The following is a 17,878-nucleotide window of genomic DNA, read 5'->3' on the forward strand; positions in this document are numbered from 1 at the left end:
TCAAGTTGGTTATTAGCTACCAGGCTTGCCATAGATCTTGCACCAGATCTGCCTGAACCATCCCGTTTCGTAACTTCTGTGGCGCGGCAGTATCTGCGCCGTTATTTTGTTCGGGATGGGTAGCCGATAAATCTTTGCCACGCTAAAGGGTTATCCAGCCTTGTGAATCTGGATAGTCTACTGGCTCAGCCAGCCAGGAAAAAGTGAAAGGGATTATTGGTATTTTGCTTATTGTACCAGATATTCGGGGCAACCTCGCCCAATTTGGCGAAGGGGCCCGGGTTTGTTAGCCATATTTGCTAGTATGCTGTAACTTTGTCCCTTATTGCCGCATTTTCACTGCTGTATGGGTCAGGGTGATGGAGGAATGCTGGCTGATGTTGCGATAAACCAGCTTCTTGCATACCCTGCTGTAGCAGCGGTCTGGCCTTCTGTAGATCGTCAGCTGTCCCTTTGGTGCCATCGGGACCTGTTAATTTAGGATTATAGCCGGATTGGCTCTTCCGCACAATATGGTTGTGGCAATATTAGGAGCCTTTCCGGATTTTTTGCTTGATGTGATCCTTTTGATAGCCAGGCCAATGCTTGCCTACTATGCATGTTGTCGAAGAGTTTCTGTGCAAAGTTCATGGCATAGTGTTAAGGCTAACCTTAATGCTTTCTCGTAAGTTTAGTTCCCCCTCTGTGTAGGCTGCCGCCTATTTGCTCATCCAGCTAAGCTTCCAGAATAATTCGCCTGAACATGACAGTTTGATGATGCTCTATATAGATTACGTTTGCTACTTTCCTGATCTCACACTGCATGAAAAATATTTAAACATGGAAAAACATCTTTGACTATATAAATATGCTATATTAATCTTAATTCTAAGCATATCTAAATAATGCCTGTTAGTCTGGACTTGCCGGAGAAAGAACGATAGCAAAAGAGGCAACGTCACCCATCCGAATAACGTTGCCTCATAAATGCCATGCTTAACTCTACAGGGAAAAGGCTATAATCATCGCTACCATGCTCTATGAAGAGACTGTGGCGCTAGTGCAAGGCGTATCGGTTGAGATATAGACTTTCCCCCAATCCTCAGGATCGATCAGACCTTGAGCGTTCTGGGCGGCTCCCTGCACACAAGGTTTGCGTAGCAGGACAGTTGTTTGCTGTTCTATAGGCAGCCAGGCCACGTAATTGACAAGCGCTTGCTCGATCTTGTTGACTGCCGCCAGGCGGGCATTGGGGTCCTGGATAACGTCAGCTTGCTCCATCTGGGCCTGTATAGCCTGCTGTGCCATAGCATCGGGGCCCTTATTCTGGCCAAAGTTCATGTTATTTTGGGCCGCGCCCTTATCGAATTGTAGGGTGGTCCAGTCCTGTGGATCGGGGTAGTCAGCGACCCAGGACGGGCCGGCATAGAACTGCAAGGGATTATTGGCGCCTAAGCTCTCGTCGTTGAAAATGGCATTGAGGTCGATATCACTGGTCTTAACGTTGACACCCAGTACCTGCTGCCACATCTGTTGCATGCTGGCGACTTCATCGCGCGCGGCCTGGACGCCTCCGCTAGCGTAGGTAAGCGTGATGGGAGGGAGCTGACTGGCGCTGCTATAGCCATCTTCCTGCAAGCCTTGCTGGAACAGCTCTTTGGCCTTCTGTGGATCGCCTGCTGTGCCTTTGACGCCAGCCGGTCCGGTTAATGCAGGATCATAGCCATACTGGCCCTGTGGCACAATATGGTTGGTGGGAATATAGGAGCCCTTCCAGATCTTGCTGGTGATCAGATCTTTGTTGATGGCAAGGGCGAAGGCCTGGCGGATTTTGGTGTTGTCGAAAGGCTTCTGGTTGTAGTTCATCGCATAATAGCTGATGGTCAGGAAGGGTTGTTGGTGGAAATCGCTGCGATGCTTGTCTGAGGCGAAGTTGGAAAGAGGAATAGTGGCATCGTCAAGACGGTTGACCAGGTAATCCTTGCGTGTCGTATCGGCATCCTTGTAGAAGGGAGCGATGACTTCCTTGAGCTGGGGCTGAGCGCCAAAGTAGTTGGGGTTGGGAATCATGTCAATATCTTTGTTAAGCATGTAAGATTTGACCTTGAAGGGACCAGAGCCGCCACCTTCGCTCAGATGATCTGTAAATTTGGAGGTAAATTCGCCGTATTTCTGGACCAGGCTCTTTTCAACGACAAAGGAGCACTGGAAAGCCAGGGAGTCAAGGAAGTAGGCAATTGGTTTGCTAAGCTTAATAGTGATCGTGTTATCATCGGGGGTGATCAGGCTATCCCCGATCAAGGTCTTCATCTGTCCATTGTTTACCTTCTCCTGATCTTTGATGTACTTGAGGTAATAAGCGGCGGTAGGCGACTTGAGCTGTGGCTGAAAAGCACGATCAATGCTATAGGCCACATCATGGGAGGTGAGCGGAGTGCCGTCGCTGAACTTGAGATTAGGTTTGAGGTGGAAGGTGTAAGAGAGCCCGTCTGCAGATTTATCCCAGGATTTGGCGAGCTCAGGCTGGACCTTGAGGTTATCGTCAAGAACGACAAGGCCGCTATAGATCATGTTGATAGCGGAGGCAGAATAAAAATCGGTAGCCTTAGCCGGGTCCAGAGAATCGAAATTGGCAATACTTGCGGTTGGTATGGTGGTAATAAGCACTTGCTTGTTCTCGGGAGCTTTTGTGTGTGCTGTTGATGGGGCGGTGCTGGTGCTACTGTTTCCGCCACCACAAGCTGCGATGAGCAGCGTCAGCAGGAAGAAGACAGGCAATAGAGCCTTCGATGTGGGTTTCATGCCTGAAGGTTTCTCCTTAATTCTAACTGAAACTAAATACGAGGGATGGGCATTGGTGGTAGACGTCAAAGAAGTTTGCCATTTGCCAGACTTAATGCTTCAAGCCTCCTCTCTCAGGGTCTCACGTTTATCACAACATAAGGTTTTTGCGGTAATAGAAGGTGTTGAACAAATGTACGCTAAACATGTAAATTAAGCATTGACATATTTATATTACGCTTTGATGTAACTAAACATCACAATAAGAAGACATTACTAAATGGCATAAAAAAAGAATTGCCGAACCTTGTCCAACCCTAGCTCTAGATATATGATTTTAGATAAAGATAACTCGTCTGAGTGAGCATATAGAAGATTTGAGTATGAGATGGGGATATTGGCAATTCATGCTGTGCTGAATAGGATTAAGCGCCGCATAGATGCGCAAGCGGAAGGGCTCTTTCTGGTAAGAAAGAGGATTGGCCATTGCCTGCAAGAATTACAGCCAATCCTCGTTGTCAGAAGTGCCAAGCTATGCCAGGGGATTTACTGGACGCGATAGATCTTTGCCCAATCGTCGGGGGAACAATGTTCTGCGCGTTATCGACGATTCCTACAATGTTGGGAGTGCGCAAGATCACAGTGGTGATTTGTTCCATAGGTATCCAGGCCACGTCGTTGACAAGCTGCTGCTCTATTTTTTGATAGCTCTGGATGCGCCCGTCTTGCTGAAAATTGCTATCCGCTGCCTCCATTTGTTGTTGAAGGGCCTTTTGTTGAGCTGCATTCGCACTATCGTTTTGCCCATAATTCATATTATTGTTGGGAGAACCGACATCAAACTGACGTGTTAGCCAGTCCTGCGCATCGGGGTACTCGCCTATCCAGGCCAGGCCCCAGAACTGCAAGCCATTCTTGTTGTTTGTTGCACCTGTCACTTTATCTAGCAGCGTATCGTAGTCGACAGGATCGGTGGCGACAGTTACCTGTAAGACTTTTTTCCACATCTCAACCAGCGCTGGGACCTCATTGGCGATGTTGGGAATATCTTTTGCGTAGGTCAGGGTGATAGCAGGCATTTTGGATACATCTGACCACCCTTCCTCTTGTAAGCCCTGTTTTAGCAAGGCCTGGGCCTTAGATGCATCGCCGCTCAGGCCTTGCGTGCCATCTGGACCTGTAAGCTTGGGGTTATAGCCAGCCATGCCCTGGGGCACGATATGGTTAGTTGGCGCTACTGTGCCCTTCCAGACGTTATTTGCTATGCTGGTTTTATCGATAGCCAGAGCAAAGGCCTGGCGAATGTGAATATTGTCGAAGGGCTTTACCAGGTAATTCATTGTGTAATAGTTTGTCCATAGAGCCGGGATCTGGAAGAAGTCGGGGCGCTTCTTGTCGGTTGCAAAGGAAGCGATAGGAACCCCTGAAGTGTCAACTTTATTGTTCTGGTAGGCCTGGTAAGCCTCATCTGGCGTGTGAAAGAAAGTGAATATGACCTTCTGCAGTTGTGGCTTGTCATTATAATAAGCGGCGTTAGGTACAAAAGTTATTCCCTGATGGTGTGTATACTGCGCGACTTTGAAAGGTCCAGAACTGCCGCCTTCGTTCAAGTGATCGGTGAATTGAGTTCCATATTTATCAATCAGTTTCTTTTCGACGACATAGGAGCTAGGGTAAGCGAGCATAGCTAGAAAGTAGGCAGCTTTTTGCCTGGTGGTGATAACTAGCGTGTTTGGATCGGGAGTTTTCAAGCTATCTCCGATGAGGGTCTGAATTTTGCCTGCAAGTAGCTTGTCGGAGTCTTTGACCAGCCCTAGATAGATAGGGGCTATTCTTGATTGTGTTTTGGGTTGTAATGAGCGATCGATGCTATAGGCCACGTCGGCTGAGGTAAGGGCTGTGCCATCGCTAAATTTAAGGTTAGGCCTGAGATGAAACGTCCAGGTCAGACCATCATCTCCCATCTCCCATGAACGCGCGAGCTGAGGATGCACCTGGAGCTTATCGTCAAGCTGTACCAGCCCTGTGAACATCATCTGGATAGCATTAATGGAAGCCGTGTCATGGGCCAGAGCCGGGTCCAGGGTGTCAAAGTCCGAGATTCCTGTCTCGGAGATCGTGAAAACCTGTTTGTTGGCTGGGGCCTTTTCCAATTTTTTTGCCTGATCGTTGTTTCCGCCTCCAAAAATATCGCAGGAAACCAGCAATAGAGATAGGAAACAGAGCACCATAGCCAGAAGTTTTAGTCTATATTTCTTCCTGAGAAGCATGGGAGAAATCTCCTTTAGAAACCATTTATTTTACGTACCCGGCATATCTCTCTCCTGACCCGCATTTTCACAGAAGTCGAGCCAGAAAGCCCCACCGCTTGAGCGCGGGGAGCAATGGCCGTTCCTTTTCTCTGTAGGCACGCTTAACAGCGCGGTTCGAGAGCTGCGGGCTGTCGTCGCACCCGCAAGTCGGAGCTTTGGCGCCCTGCTATCATAGGCTCCCAAGAGCCTGAGCCTGGTCATGATCGGAGCCTGCAGAGAGGGACCGGTCCACACTGCAAGCTCTCGGTTTGAACCGGAAGTTCATGACAAGATCCGCTAAAGCCTGGCATCTAGTTATACGCTTAAGCGCGAAGTATACTGCTTGTTTTAGCATAAATGGTTGCCTATGATTGAGCGTGCATATCAAGAGAGGTTATGGATCGCCCACTCGTCCTATAGATGAAGGGTGCTACGGGCTGCGAAAATAATATACAGGTTGAAGCTGTGGCCAGAGAGCTCCTTGGGACTCACAGCAGAGAAGGGTAGAGCGGAGGAATGGGAGCCAGTGCTTAAACGGGATCTGGCCTTAACAGAAGTGAATAATAGCTAACCTGAGTAGTGACAAATCCCCAACCTGCTCAATGCGTCAAGGAGAGAGCATAAGCGTTGCTTGCCAAGCGTTTGCTCATACGCCCGCTCTCTCCCTGATATTACGCGCCTCCAGTACCCATCTCTATGTGAGCCTCAGGCTATTGCAGCGTCTCTGGTTTAAGCTTATTCAGGCTTACCAATACCTGAATGCTCATCAGGCAAGCCTGGAGACCAGAGTATCTTGCTGGCCAAAGGCGGCAGCACGCAAGGCGACTTGCAAGAATACCTCGATGTTGGTCTCTGCCAGCGTGGCAGGCCAGGCCATAAACTCCTCGCTAACGGCTTGCACGATTTGTAATGTGTGCCCCTGATCTGCAGTTGCATCGGTGGTGGCAGCTCCCAAGCCGATGGTGCCGAAGAGGGCCCGCGCATCATGTCCAAGCTTCAAATAACGCCGGGCTGTGGCCAGTGCGCTTGAGAGATCTTTGGACTTAAGGTGGTCTGCAAGCGTCTCTAATTGGGCTGGCGCAATCAGGCCGCCTCCGGCAGTGCGGACCGTGCCAGGTGCCTCGATTGGTCGGGCTCCCTCCTGCTGAGGAACTTCTTTGTGCAAGGCATTCACGTAAGCTGCCGAGGTGAATAGTAGAGGTAGCGCCTCGACATCCTGTACCTGGCGGTAGACCAGGCGTGTAGCGGCGGCAAAGAGCAGACCATGGGCGGTCTTGACGAACTGCTCGCGATCATTGTCGTTTACCCGATGCATGATCTCGGCGGCAGCCAGAGCGATGACAGAGCCAACGGCGCGCGGTGAGGCCTCGCCACCCATCAGCGCGTCATAGACACCCTGACATACCTGAGTGGTATCGGCATCGCTGAGGATCAACTTCTGTAATGACAAGGCGCTGGCATCCTTGGGAGCAGACAGGCGTTTGCGAATAGCGACGACGCTATGCGCGGGCTCAGCTGTATACTTGCGAACAGTCTCGATCCAAGCCGGCTCGTTGGCCTCAGGCTTGAGAGGGAGATGGGGGCGAGCCAGTGAATGATGTTGGGTGCGCGATTGCCCCATTCTACGGTGTCAAGAAGCTGGTAACCGCGCACGGCAAACATCAAGGGATGGCCGGCATTCTGGAAGGTAGTCGCAATGCCATCATAGGTGCGAACTTGTAAAGTGCGATAATCGGCTCCCGTACCGTAGAGGCCGAAAAGGAGGCGCTCAGTCAGCAAGGCATCGTTGCCATAGATTGCCTCGTGCAGCTTCTCATTTACAGTCGTTCCGCTCTGCAGCAACCCGCTGGGAAAAAGGGGTTCTGGATACTCAGGCTGTATGTTATGCGCCGCGCGAACGGCTGGAGCTGCAAATAGTAAAGCCTGTGCGAAAAGCGGCAATGCTCGCTGCTGGAGAGAGATCTGGTCATCTAATGGTTGAGGAATGGTATGGAGCAGGCGAGCAAGCATAGCGGCGGCGGCCAAGGTCGTAATAATGTGTCCATCTGTATCGCCATGGGCGGCGACCATGCCAACCCGCCCTAAGAGCACATCAGCAATTTCTCGGTTTTGTACATGTCCGACGAGCTCGCTGCTTAGCAGGTGTTCGCGCGCTGCCTCAACGATCTGTTCGTTACTGCCTGTAGCAAGTGTATCAATAAGTTTTGAGAGATCCACCCTCATTTCGAGTAACGCCATATGGTATAACTCCTAGATAATACTTATGCGCATTCAGAAAGTGTGCATGCCTCTTCTCTTTGCGTCTGGATAAAGAGCAAGCCAGGCGTCATTGGTAGGCAACTTGGCAACGTACTGACACGTTCTGCGTTCAGGTAGCGTTGCAGAACGTGTTTTCAGAATGCAAGATTAATAGATAAATATTGCTTTGAAAGAGAGCTATCAGACTAATCTGATAGCTCGCGAATAGAGCGTTCAATGCCTGGAATTTCTGCGTACTCCTCATCAAGCAATTTGTAGGCTCGACTCAAGTACAGCTCAGCTAGCCTGGCTCCTCGTTCATCGGGATTGACAGCTGCGGCAACGAGCTCTTTGCCGCGATACTTTTCCGCAAGCAAGCCAGCAATGCGCTGCATACGTCGTTTGGTGTCCTGTAAAAGTGCCGAATCGCGCCCCTCCAGGGCATAGCGCGCAGTGCCGATGAGCTTGCTTAACTCAGACAGCTTCTGACGCTCAGACATAGTTTGCAGCAAAAGCTCTTCGGCGTCCAGATCATCCAATGGTGCCGCCTCTTCGATCTCTGCCGTGCTCGCGACTGGCTGCTTAAGCGTAGAGAAGTAGGAGGAATAAAGCTGGCCATACTCCTGGCTGCTAAATGCCGCCATTTGCATGCGGGCCCCTTCATCCCTTGAGCTTACCGTACCGATATCACAGAGATCATCATCGCGGCGCTCAGCAAGCGTCTTTATGTATTCCAGGCTGTTTACTTCTTCCAGCATAGGAGGAATAGGCATACCTGAGAGATTTGTCGCTTCTTGGAGATCCTCTGAAGGGATTTGTGCTGCGAATAATGGTGGAAGGTACTTCGCAAGTGACATCGGGATCGGTGGAACGATACAATAGGTGCAGTAGACCACATTGGGGTTGCTACTGCTGCGTGCTATTAAAAAGGCGTGTCCCTTGGGTGCCTGTGAATTGCCTCGTAAGAATTGTATACCCATGACGAAGTTTCCCTTCGATACTTAAGTGCTTATCTTTCAGTCTTCATGTCCAATATAATCTATAGTGCATATGTCAGGAAGCCTCTATATTCTCTCATGACAGATGTATGATTACAATCCTTTGCGCACTTGTTGTATACGCTTGATGAGATCCCTGTTCGCACTACTCTCTTCTTCCGTCAGCTCCTCGCTACTATTCGTCAGATCATTCTCGTATATTTTAAGATGTTGTACAAGTTCTTCCGAACCAGCCACGCGGGCAAAGTTCTGCAGCAATGAACTGGCTGTTTCATCCTGATTGCGCCGTACATCAGTAATTGCGGTTTGCGCATAGAGTTCAGCGTATTGGCGCAGGAAGATGCTCCATTGTTGAGGCGTATTCAACGTTTGCATGACCCGTTCAACCTGCGTAATAGCCCTGCTTTGCTCATCGCGTGCCTGCTCCAACTCATTGCGTAGTAAAAAGATTGTAGCACGGGCGAAGCGTGTATCGACAACCCCTAACGGGCGGCGTTGTTGATGATAGAGCTTAAGAGCTTGCTCGAAATCGGCCATTGCTGCGTCCTGCTCATCCTTACCGCTGTGGGCCAGGCCGCGGGCCAGGTAGGCGTCAGCTTGTCCAAGGAGGTCATTGGCTTGCGAGAAGCGAAGTATAGCGGCGTCAGAGTTTTCTTGCGCTTCGTCCCAATGTTGCTGACCAATGTTGACCTGGGCTACTCCTAGCACCGCAAAGCCATCGCCATCTGTGCTTTCGATGAGTTGGAATTGGCGCCCTGCTTCCATGAAGGTTGTCAGCGCATTCTCAAGGTCGCCATGCTCTAATCTTGTCTGGGCCAGGCCTAAAATAGCCTGGGCAGCATAGAATGGATCTTCTAGCGCTTCTGCCTGTTCGCGAGATGCCTTGAAGTGTGTCTCGGCCTGCGCAAAATCTCCTTGAGTTAAGACTACCTGGCCATGGATGATTTTGTTGAAAGGAGCTACCTGCAGGGCAAGGGGATTATTTCCCATGGCTTGTGTGGCGGCTGCAATCTGTGCTTCTGCCTCCTTCATATCTCCCGCATATAGGGCCAGGCGTGCCAGGCGTATGCTGGCTTCCGCCGCCTGACGTGCTGCGGCAGCACTTTCCATCTCCCCTACGCGGCTAAGCGCATCAGTATAATGGTTTCTGGCCTGAGCTGGCTGGCCCTGCTGGAGGAGAGAATCGCCAAGTCCTAGCAAGGCCTGGCTCTCAATCAGACTATTATGGAGTTTGTGGGCTTGCTGATAGGCCTCCTGAAAATTGTGGATCGCACGCTCTACAAACCCCCGCCTTAGCTGTATCTCGCTCAAGCCGGCCATAGTTTCGGCAAGACCAACCTGAAAGGCGATGGCTTGATACGTTCGCCTTGCGCGTTCCATAATCGAGTTCGCGTAGCCCAGCTGGCCGCGCCGCAAGTTAACCTCTCCTAGAACGCGATTGGCATGGGCGACGCCAAGCGCATTGTGCTCATCTGTATAGAGCTGAAGGGCGGACTGGGCCTCTATAAGGGCCTGGTCGATTTTGGCTTGCTGGAACATCACCTCGGCCAGACCAAGGTGTGCATCGGCCTGGCCGAGCTTGTATTCGGCTACCTGGGCTAGATTAAGGGCCTCAGCAAACGTGTCGGCGGCCTTATCGAGCTGTTCCTGCTCAAGATAGATCTGCCCTAAGCCCGCCTGGGCGTCGATAGTCCCGAAGGTGTCGCGGGTCGTGCGATATGCTTCGAGGGCGCGTTGATAGCCTTGCAAGGCGGCGTCAAATTTGTGGGCAAGGCGCTGAATATCTGCGAGGCTGCGGCTGGCATCGGCCTCGTTAATAAGATCGTTGGATTCTTTGAAATAGTTGATGGCGTCCTGATAATGCTCAGAAGCGTACTCGGTGTTTCCTCGCTGTAGCTCAATATGGCCAAGAGCCAGCGCGACACTGCCCAAACCCTGCGCGTTTTGCTGAGCGCGATAGAGCTGCTGTGCCTGTTGGTAGGCGTCCTGGGCGCGATCGAGATGGGCCTGTTGACGTTCTATGTGCCCCATTGAAAGCGCGCTTGCCGCCTCATTCAGCGGTCGATTAGCATCTTTATAGAACTTTATTGCTCTTTGATAGCTATTAATTGCCTGCTCCAGAGCGTTATTCTGGCGCTGTACTTCTGCGACCATGGAGCGACTATCGCCAGCGCGCTTGAAATCGCCAATCAGTCGAAAGCGTATTTCGGCATCCCCAAAGGCCTCTGCAGCTTTATCCAGCTTCCCATCATTGAACGCTTCAAAGCCTGCCTGGAGACGCTTTTCGGCCAGCTGCGCGTTCTTTTCATTGGTATTCTGCTCTTGCGTTGTCATAGCTTTCTACCTTTAAACCCATAAGCGTTATTGCGTGTATATTGTATTCTATCTACATTTTAGAAATGTCATCCTGCTATCTCGGGTCCTGCTACCGCAGCTTTCTTGCCCAGGCGTGCCTAAGTCAGATATAGAGCTGGCAAAAATTGCTGTCACCTCTCGCCCGGCGCGAGAAGAGAGTAGCAGGAATTTGCTAATTCCATTGTAATGTCTGTATGGTATAAAGTCAAAAAGAGCTATTGTCTAAGGCCTGCTGAAAGTCCTACAATGCAGGAGCAGCCTGTCCGGGGAAAGGTAGCAGAGGACGGCCTACGTTGCGAGCAAGCGAAACGTCCTCTGCTGGGGTCTGGCGCGCCGCGAGCAAGTGCATTGGACCCAGCCTCTCTTCCGCCTCAGCGCGCAGGCGATGGAAAAACTGACACACGGAATTTAGCTAGATGACCAATTACTCTGGTTGTGGTAGAATAGTTTCGGCCATAAGACACTTGTAGCCTTTCATCGTTCTTATTTTCTTCGAAGGAGTTGTTTTCATGTACGAAGATGCTCTCGCACAGGTAGACCTTTTCTCCACGCTTAATAAGAAAGAACTCCAGGTACTTGCGAAAAGTTGCCAGCCACGCTCGTATAGCGCAGATTCAACGATTATTTCTCAGGGCGATTCGGGGGTTGGCCTCTACGTTATCTTGAAGGGTAAGGTGCGTATTCAACAGGCTAACGATCCAGATAAAGCCGAAGAAGTAATCTCTGTGGTAGGGCCAGGAGAAGTCCTGGGCGAGATGGCTTTGCTTGATGATTTACCTCGTTCCGCTTCGGTTGTCACTCTTGAAGAAGTCGATGCCCTTCTGCTGCCTGTGTGGGAGTTCCGCAGCATTCTGCGTAATCATCCCGACATCGCATTAAAGCTATTGGCGGTCCTGAGTAAGCGCTTGCGAAAAGCTGAGAGCCGCCAGGCCGATTAAGTCTGCTCTGCAGCAGGGAAGAGATAAGAGCGTACGGCTTGCTACAGAGTATAGCTATGTGTCTGGCGAACGATAGCGCTACTTGATGTACAAGACGCTCAATGTATAATTGCAGCTTAAGACAGAGGAATACTGATAAGGGGCACCCTCAAACAAGGGTGCTCTGTCAAAATTTGTTGAGAGAAGGGCTAATTGGGCGAAGCGCCGGTATCGGATTTCTCTCTATTCAGCAGCTTTTGTAGCTCCTCAAACATTGTCTCTATATCTCCGAAGGAGCGGTATACGCTAGCGAAGCGTATGTAGGCGATCTTATCAAGTTTGCGCAGGCGTTCCATGACTAATTCGCCAATAACATTGCTAGGTATCTCCTGCTTGCCAAAGCGGTACAGCTCCTGCTCGATCTCCTCAACGGCGTTTTCGACCTCGCCGGCGGGAAGAGGGCGCTTTTCGCAGGCTTTGCGGATGCCGAGATAGAGCTTCTGGCGGTCAAATTCTTCGCGGCGTTGATCGCGCTTAATTACCATAAGGTGAAATTTTTCGACTCGCTCGTAAGTACTAAAGCGGCCTTTGCAATGTTCGCATTCGCGTCGTCTATGGATAGCATCACCTATATCGCGAGAGTCTTTCACGCGCGATTCGGTGCCGCCACAAAACGGACATTTCATACCTGCCCCCAATGCTGCTGAGTGAGTAATAGGAATATTCTATCACAATCCTCCGCTGGTAGGAAATCCTTGCCTGGCTGCTGCAGAGAAGAAGGAGCAGGTATTATTTGCCGATGGTAAGGATCGCTGGTTTCCCGCTACCTTCAAAGGTGCGCAAACTCGTAATTGAGAGGCGCCCCAATCGTGAAAGTGGCGTTTCAAGATGTAAAATGCAGATATGTTTTCTAGATAAAAGCTGGTGTAGCAGAGTAGTCTTCGGTAAGAACTTTGACAGGTTTTTTCACGCTCTCCTGTAATGCACTGGCAGCGCCGCGCAAGCTGGGATGAACTTTACCTACATAGCCTGATCGTAGCCGGGAACCCTCTCGCCAGTAAGCGTACCAGTAGGGCCCATGCCCCTGCCCGTTGCGACAGGTGCTGCACGACGCTTTTCCGCACTTACGATACTGCAACTGATAAGTGATGTGCTGATCGTTCGGTATGTCTGCCATAAAATATCCGGCACGGAAATTGCAGGCTATCCTGCTGAAATAGTGCCGCCTCTCCTTTCCACATGTGCATCGATTCCCTTGCGGGAAGCATTTTTCGCTGAAACATCCCGAAAGTACAGATGTCGCCCTTTCTGCATGGAAACGATATCGCCCGGCAGGCCTGCTCTGCTTAGTGGAAAGGATTATCCCTCGATATGAGCAGCCCCATATCTGCCAACCCTTGTAACCACTGGCCTCCGCGCCTGCCTCGACCTACCGCGCCTGTCCCTATGCTAACTGAGCTACTTCGCAGTACCTCCGGAAATCTCTGATAAACCAACTATCCTTCGTGAAAAAGCTTCTACAAGTACTTTTGATACTGTTACTATCATACCATCATTAGATGAACATTGTCTGAATTTGTCCATTGCAAAGATGAAACATAGTTCATAATTCAGCATACAATTAGGGAAAATTCCATTTTTGCGTAACATATTGTTCATACATTGTGCAGGCAAAATACTACAGAGCTGCCAGACATTGTGCACAATACGGCTCATATGTTCCGCGTTGAGGTGGGCCAGGTGCTTCTTGCCGACTTGTTCTGGCAGCGTCTTGCTGAAGCCGAGCAATAGTGGCCCGGCCATGGAGCGCATGATCCCGGGCCTGTACTATCTTCCCATAGATTTGCCGGCTCTGAGCGCATAGACATTGGTGAAGCGTGGTATAATGAAGGGTATAAACCTTTCGACAATCGAGAGTCATCTGTTCCGTTTGTTGTGTCGTGTTGTTGGATCGGAAAGAGAAAGCGAGCCATGCAAATTATCATCAAAGGCAGACAGATGCAGGTCACACCTCAATTACGACAAAGGATCGAACGTAAAGTTCAACGTATCTCCCGTCTGCTTAACAACGAAGCCCGCGTTGAAGTGACCATTGCTGAAGAGAAGACACGTAGCGCCAATGATCGCTATTCTGTCCAACTTGCCCTCTCTGGTTCCTCTCAGCCCATCAGGAGTGAGGTCAGCGCCCTCAATGCCAGTACTGCCCTGGATCTTGTGCTCGACAAGGTGGTTAAGCAGCTTGGTCGGCAGAAGGATCGGCAAAAGACAGTTCGTCGTCAGCAAACGCCTGCGATCAAGGTGCTCTCGCTGACTCGTTCGGGCCATCTCGCCTCTCTGGAGGATGAAGGAGAAGAAATTGCCATTGACCATTTGGCCTCAGCGGTAGGAGAAGAGGATAACGAACGTATATGGTCGCGTGTGATGGAGATTCGGCGTCTACCAACGCAGCCAATGACCGATCAGGAAGTGATTGCGCAGATGGAGGAGAAGGGCGATGCTTTCTTCCCATTTTTTAATGAAGAGACAAATAGCGTCAATGTGATGTATAGACTTGAACAGGGAGGATACGGATTGCTGATACCCGCTATGGGCTAGCTCCGCTGCTCTTCCTCAGATGCTCTTAGTAGATGCCCTGCAGGCACCATACCTGCAGGGCGCATTTTTTGTATGCTCAAGATACCATTTTTAGAGCGTGATTTCGAATTGCCATGGTGTGGGCGGCGGATCCTCGAACTGGCCGAGGGGATCGGCGGCGCGTATAGTTAGCACGCGAGCCTCTGCCGCGGGTAATGGCCGGAAGCGAGCGCTTCCCTGATAAACTGCATTATTGGGGCCGCTGGCAAGTTCTGGTCGGGCCAATAGCATACCTCCGCGGTCTCCTGTCCATTGTGCTCCTAGATTATCTTTCAAGAAGAAAATAATGCGTGGCACAAAGGCAAAACCTGCGGTGAGTGGTGGCCTGATCCACAGGTAGTGGAGTTCAAAATGAGCCTGATAGTAGTGCATCTGGTGCAAGATCAAGGTCATCCCTTGCTGTTTCTGCTCCAGCTCCAGTGTGACGACCCGCAAGGGCTCATGGGTGGCCCTCATGTTTTCCCGTTCCGTTTCCAGACCCTGCGGTGCGGCGATAACTACCGGTGGTCGCGATGCTAGCTCCAGTGCCTTAGCCGAAAACGGAGTCGGATCATTAAGAATGTCATTACATAGTTCCAGGCAGTCATTACAGATATAAGCTGCCCCTGGCCCTGCTACCATGCGCCGAACCTCTGAGGTATGCCGACCGCAGAAAGAGCAGCGAGCCAACGACCGATCAAAACTCATTATGACTTCCTTTGTTGTTGAACCATCTTATTAGCCTTTAAGTCTACGTAGTACGGCTGCCGCTTCACTATGCAATCCCAGGCGTTCCAAGATGGAGGCGTGTGCCTCCCACTCTAGTTTATCATCTAATTGCGTAAGAAGTATTGTTGATTTTTGGACTAAGGTTGCTGTGGGAACTATGCCATTCGTAGATCCACTGATAAGCGATAGACCTGAATGGTTGGCTCCATTTGATGCTTCTGGCTCCTCGGTGGATAGCATGTCAAGCCTTGCGCCATATTTGCGACGCAAAGCGAGATCAAGCAGGTAGTCAGCAAAATGCGGATTTTTAGGTAAGAGCGAACCATGCATATAGGTGCCGAACGTATTTCGGTATATTGCGCCTTCGCTGTGGTCCTCTGCATTATTGCCATAACCTTTTAATACCCGGCCCAGAGGCTTAGCTGTACCGAGATAGGTTTGCCCTCCGTGGTTTTCAAAGCCCACGAGTGTGGAACCGTTCCAGCTAATTGCTATGTCACCTACGCAGCGTTGGCTGCGCCAACCACGATGGATTGTCCAGGCGTCGAATACCCCAAGACCACGCATATCTGGTCCTTCGGCTGGCCGGTAGTAATGGGCCAGTAACTGATAGCCGCCGCAGACTGCCAGGACCGGCATATCGTCCTCTATCGCAGCCCATAGCCCAATCCCTTTGACCTCGTAAAGGTCCTGTGCTACCGGCGCCTGTTCTTTGTCTTGTCCCCCGCCAATAAATAACAGATCATATTCGTCTGGTGCCAGAGCATCACCCATCCCTAGCCCTACCACGCGCAGCTCAATCCCGCGCATCTGACAACGCCTACGTAGCGTAAGAATATTTCCCCGATCTCCATAGAGATTCAGTTGATCGGGGTAGAGGTGCCCGAGTGTAAGCGTAAGTGATTGGTTAAAAGGACTCTTAAAGCTCTGCGTCATGCATCGTTCCCTTTCCAGTAGCGAGCTGCTAGACCGCGTTGCTCTAACTCGTGATGTACCTCTAGTAAACCTGTATACGTTGGTACGATGAACAGAGTTTCACCCTCGGGCGTCTGTTGCAATGCCCTGTCAAGAGCACTCTTGAGACCATAGACGCGCAACTCCTGCTGATCGGATACCAGTTCAGCCATTTTAGCTTTTTCTCGCCAGCGCTTTTTGTGCTGAGGTCCTCTATTGCCAGTGACCTCTCTGCTCGCACGTAATGGCGCAGGAGGAATGATTAACATATCTTGCCGCGAAATGCCGGCATAGTTCAGGCGTATGGCCAGATCTAGGGCCCGCGTACCCGTAACGACGAGGGTCCTGGTCAGGCCTGCTGCGCGCTCAAAATCGACGTCCCAGATCCAGGAAATATCATGACCATCAGCCGTGTTGTCATTTAAGACGAATAAGACATGCCTTGGCACGTTTTCACTGAACAATGTACGCAATACTTCATTGAAGCCTGTAGGATTTTTGGCCAGGAGCAGACGAATTGTACGACCGTCTGCCTGGATGCGTTCTCCACGCCCAAAGACTGGCTTAGATTGTTCAATGCCTGAAACAATTGGCTCCCAGTCCATATTTAGGGCCAGGGATGCGGTAATCGCTGCCAATGCGTTATAGATATTATAAAGCCCAGGCAAGGGGATCACAATCTCTTGTTGCTGTTGGGCGTAGGTTACCTGGATGCGTAGTCTGTCAAAGCTTTCTAATTCGATGTGCCCGGCGCTGACTTCTGGCTGGGGACGGGCATAGCCACATTGGGGACATTCATAGTGTCCCATATGGCTATAAAAGCGTGCGTTATAAACGTAATCGCTGCCACATTGCGGGCAGACGCGAGCATCGATTGTTTGGTGTTGTTCTGTTGCCGTATCTTGCCTTAAGAGATCATGTGAGAGATCATCGATGCCATAGTAGAGAACTTTGCCTTCGAAAGTTTTGCCCAGGCTGGCTAGCGCAGGGTCATCGGCATTGAGTATCAAGGTAGTATCTGCGGAAAGTGTATGTAGAGCTTTCTTCCAGTGAGCAATTACTGCATCAACTTCACCATAGCGATCAAGCTGATCGCGGAAGAGGTTAGTGAATACAGCTACTCGTGGCTGCACTACTCGAACAGCTTGAGGAATTGTCGCCTCATCGATTTCGAGTACAGAGATGGCTCGGCCTGAATATCTTAGCTTGCCTGTGGGATTTGTGTGCATAACTAGCAATGAGGCTATGCCGCGCATAAGGTTTGAGCCTTCACGGTTATGCCAGACGCGCAAGCCCCCATCGCGCAATATTGCTGTGATAAAGCTGCTGGTGGTTGTTTTTCCGTTGGTACCAGTGATTATTATGCTGCCGTGTTCTAACTGGCTGGCCAGATGCTTGATAATGTCTGGATAGACACGTTGGGCCACCATGCCAACGATGCTAGTTCCGCCTCCCAGGTGTAGGCGACGGCTGAGTGCTCCCACAGTGCGGCCAACGATAACTGCTAATCCGGCAAGCGGCGAGCTACGCCGACGCTTTGGCGCGCGCTTCCTTCTGCTGCTCAATCTTCTGGCCACAGACTGGGTGTCCCCCGTATTTTGTTCGCCCTGCTGCGCCTGCGGCTCCTGTGGAGTTGATTGAGATGTTTTCTGTTTTCGCATACTGTTCCTCACCCGGCGTCTTTTGCTTATTATCCCCTACTTTAGATGCGTGCAGCATAGCACGCAAGTTCGATAGGGTCAAGAGTAAGCACGAATACGCTATATTCGATGATGGTGTAGTCTGTCAAGGCGCGAACAATGTAGCATGGTCAGTCTTTTCTCACCTCCGACGTGCTTATCGTATGAAGCTTGACAGTGTAGCCATCATGTATGATAGAGAGTAGAGTTTCTCTTCTCCTTATTGCCAACGTGTGATATCCTTCAGAAGAAATTTTTTAGTAGCTTTTGGGGTTGAAATGGAGTAAGTACTAGTTAAATTAGGATAGCCACTTGTCAGGGTATGCTATTCTATGCTTTGAAGG

At 50.6% G+C, this 17,878-nt stretch carries 13 protein-coding genes; 2 read left to right on the plus strand and 11 right to left on the minus strand.

From position 1 onward, the window contains the following. Positions 1–1,017: 1,017 nt before the first annotated feature. From EPA93_RS41620 to EPA93_RS41645, 6 genes are all read right to left on the minus strand, one after another. Positions 1,018–2,781 (minus strand): peptide ABC transporter substrate-binding protein, encoded by a 1,764-nt coding sequence (locus tag EPA93_RS41620; RefSeq protein ID WP_129893205.1) that lies wholly within the window; start codon positions 2,779–2,781, stop codon positions 1,018–1,020. A 497-nt stretch (positions 2,782–3,278) separates the two neighbouring features. After that, positions 3,279–5,030, minus strand: coding sequence for a peptide ABC transporter substrate-binding protein (locus EPA93_RS41625; RefSeq protein ID WP_242527241.1), 1,752 nt, complete (start codon positions 5,028–5,030; stop codon positions 3,279–3,281). 787 nt (positions 5,031–5,817) lie between these two features. Then, positions 5,818–6,501, minus strand: a complete 684-nt coding sequence (locus EPA93_RS41630; protein ID WP_129893206.1) for a hypothetical protein — start codon at positions 6,499–6,501, stop codon at positions 5,818–5,820. Then, the gene (locus EPA93_RS41635; protein ID WP_129893207.1) at positions 6,483–7,289 is read right to left on the minus strand and encodes a hypothetical protein; all 807 of its coding nucleotides are present in this window, start codon (positions 7,287–7,289) and stop codon (positions 6,483–6,485) included. The genes EPA93_RS41630 and EPA93_RS41635 overlap by 19 nt, the downstream gene beginning before the upstream one ends. 206 nt (positions 7,290–7,495) lie before the next feature. Then, a complete protein-coding gene (locus EPA93_RS41640; protein WP_129893208.1) occupies positions 7,496–8,269 on the minus strand; it encodes a hypothetical protein in 774 nt (257 codons plus the stop codon). Between the two features lie 111 nt (positions 8,270–8,380). Beyond that, positions 8,381–10,621, minus strand: coding sequence for a tetratricopeptide repeat protein (locus EPA93_RS41645; protein ID WP_129893209.1), 2,241 nt, complete (start codon positions 10,619–10,621; stop codon positions 8,381–8,383). Between the two features lie 530 nt (positions 10,622–11,151). Here EPA93_RS41645 and EPA93_RS41650 point away from each other — a divergent pair. Next, complete coding sequence (locus EPA93_RS41650; protein ID WP_129893210.1) at positions 11,152–11,580, plus strand: cyclic nucleotide-binding domain-containing protein; 429 nt, start codon at positions 11,152–11,154, stop codon at positions 11,578–11,580. Between the two features lie 188 nt (positions 11,581–11,768). Here the strand turns inward: EPA93_RS41650 and nrdR are convergent, their stop codons facing one another. Together nrdR and EPA93_RS41660 are read right to left on the minus strand one after the other, a co-directional pair. Next, positions 11,769–12,245, minus strand: coding sequence for a transcriptional regulator NrdR (nrdR, locus tag EPA93_RS41655; RefSeq protein WP_129893211.1), 477 nt, complete (start codon positions 12,243–12,245; stop codon positions 11,769–11,771). Between the two features lie 224 nt (positions 12,246–12,469). After that, positions 12,470–12,736, minus strand: a complete 267-nt coding sequence (locus EPA93_RS41660) for a DUF6788 family protein (RefSeq protein ID WP_129893212.1) — start codon at positions 12,734–12,736, stop codon at positions 12,470–12,472. A 794-nt stretch (positions 12,737–13,530) separates the two neighbouring features. Here EPA93_RS41660 and hpf point away from each other — a divergent pair. Then, entirely contained in the window at positions 13,531–14,154 is a 624-nt protein-coding gene (gene hpf / locus EPA93_RS41665) for a ribosome hibernation-promoting factor, HPF/YfiA family (RefSeq protein WP_129893213.1), read from the plus strand. A gap of 90 nt (positions 14,155–14,244) precedes the next feature. Here the strand turns inward: hpf and EPA93_RS41670 are convergent, their stop codons facing one another. From EPA93_RS41670 to EPA93_RS41680, 3 genes are read right to left on the minus strand one after another with little or no spacing between them, the layout of a single operon-like run. Further along, positions 14,245–14,880 carry a ClpX C4-type zinc finger protein gene (locus tag EPA93_RS41670; RefSeq protein WP_129893214.1) on the minus strand — a complete coding sequence of 212 codons (636 nt, stop codon included), beginning with the start codon at positions 14,878–14,880 and terminating at the stop codon, positions 14,245–14,247. A gap of 30 nt (positions 14,881–14,910) precedes the next feature. Next, positions 14,911–15,837 carry a type 1 glutamine amidotransferase gene (locus tag EPA93_RS41675; RefSeq protein ID WP_129893215.1) on the minus strand — a complete coding sequence of 309 codons (927 nt, stop codon included), beginning with the start codon at positions 15,835–15,837 and terminating at the stop codon, positions 14,911–14,913. Continuing rightward, on the minus strand, positions 15,834–17,516 hold the full coding sequence (locus EPA93_RS41680) for a Mur ligase family protein (protein ID WP_129893216.1): 1,683 nt from the start codon (positions 17,514–17,516) through the stop codon (positions 15,834–15,836). The genes EPA93_RS41675 and EPA93_RS41680 overlap by 4 nt, the downstream gene beginning before the upstream one ends. Positions 17,517–17,878: the final 362 nt, after the last annotated feature.

It is taken from the genome of Ktedonosporobacter rubrisoli (assembly GCF_004208415.1).
GTDB classification, from domain to species: Bacteria; Chloroflexota; Ktedonobacteria; order Ktedonobacterales; family Ktedonobacteraceae; genus Ktedonosporobacter; species Ktedonosporobacter rubrisoli.

Bases quoted from the DNA above. Each gene is read 5' to 3' on its own strand.
- EPA93_RS41660 (WP_129893212.1), bottom strand. From the start codon at position 12,736: ATGGCAGACATACCGAACGATCAGCACATCACTTATCAGTTGCAGTAT.
- EPA93_RS41675 (WP_129893215.1), bottom strand. From the start codon at position 15,837: ATGACGCAGAGCTTTAAGAGTCCTTTTAACCAATCACTTACGCTTACA.
- EPA93_RS41635 (WP_129893207.1), bottom strand. From the start codon at position 7,289: ATGGCGTTACTCGAAATGAGGGTGGATCTCTCAAAACTTATTGATACA.
- EPA93_RS41670 (WP_129893214.1), bottom strand. From the start codon at position 14,880: ATGAGTTTTGATCGGTCGTTGGCTCGCTGCTCTTTCTGCGGTCGGCAT.
- EPA93_RS41680 (WP_129893216.1), bottom strand. From the start codon at position 17,516: ATGCGAAAACAGAAAACATCTCAATCAACTCCACAGGAGCCGCAGGCG.
- EPA93_RS41620 (WP_129893205.1), bottom strand. From the start codon at position 2,781: ATGAAACCCACATCGAAGGCTCTATTGCCTGTCTTCTTCCTGCTGACG.
- nrdR (WP_129893211.1), bottom strand. From the start codon at position 12,245: ATGAAATGTCCGTTTTGTGGCGGCACCGAATCGCGCGTGAAAGACTCT.
- EPA93_RS41625 (WP_242527241.1), bottom strand. From the start codon at position 5,030: ATGCTTCTCAGGAAGAAATATAGACTAAAACTTCTGGCTATGGTGCTC.
- EPA93_RS41650 (WP_129893210.1), top strand. From the start codon at position 11,152: ATGTACGAAGATGCTCTCGCACAGGTAGACCTTTTCTCCACGCTTAAT.
- hpf (WP_129893213.1), top strand. From the start codon at position 13,531: ATGCAAATTATCATCAAAGGCAGACAGATGCAGGTCACACCTCAATTA.
- EPA93_RS41640 (WP_129893208.1), bottom strand. From the start codon at position 8,269: ATGGGTATACAATTCTTACGAGGCAATTCACAGGCACCCAAGGGACAC.
- EPA93_RS41645 (WP_129893209.1), bottom strand. From the start codon at position 10,621: ATGACAACGCAAGAGCAGAATACCAATGAAAAGAACGCGCAGCTGGCC.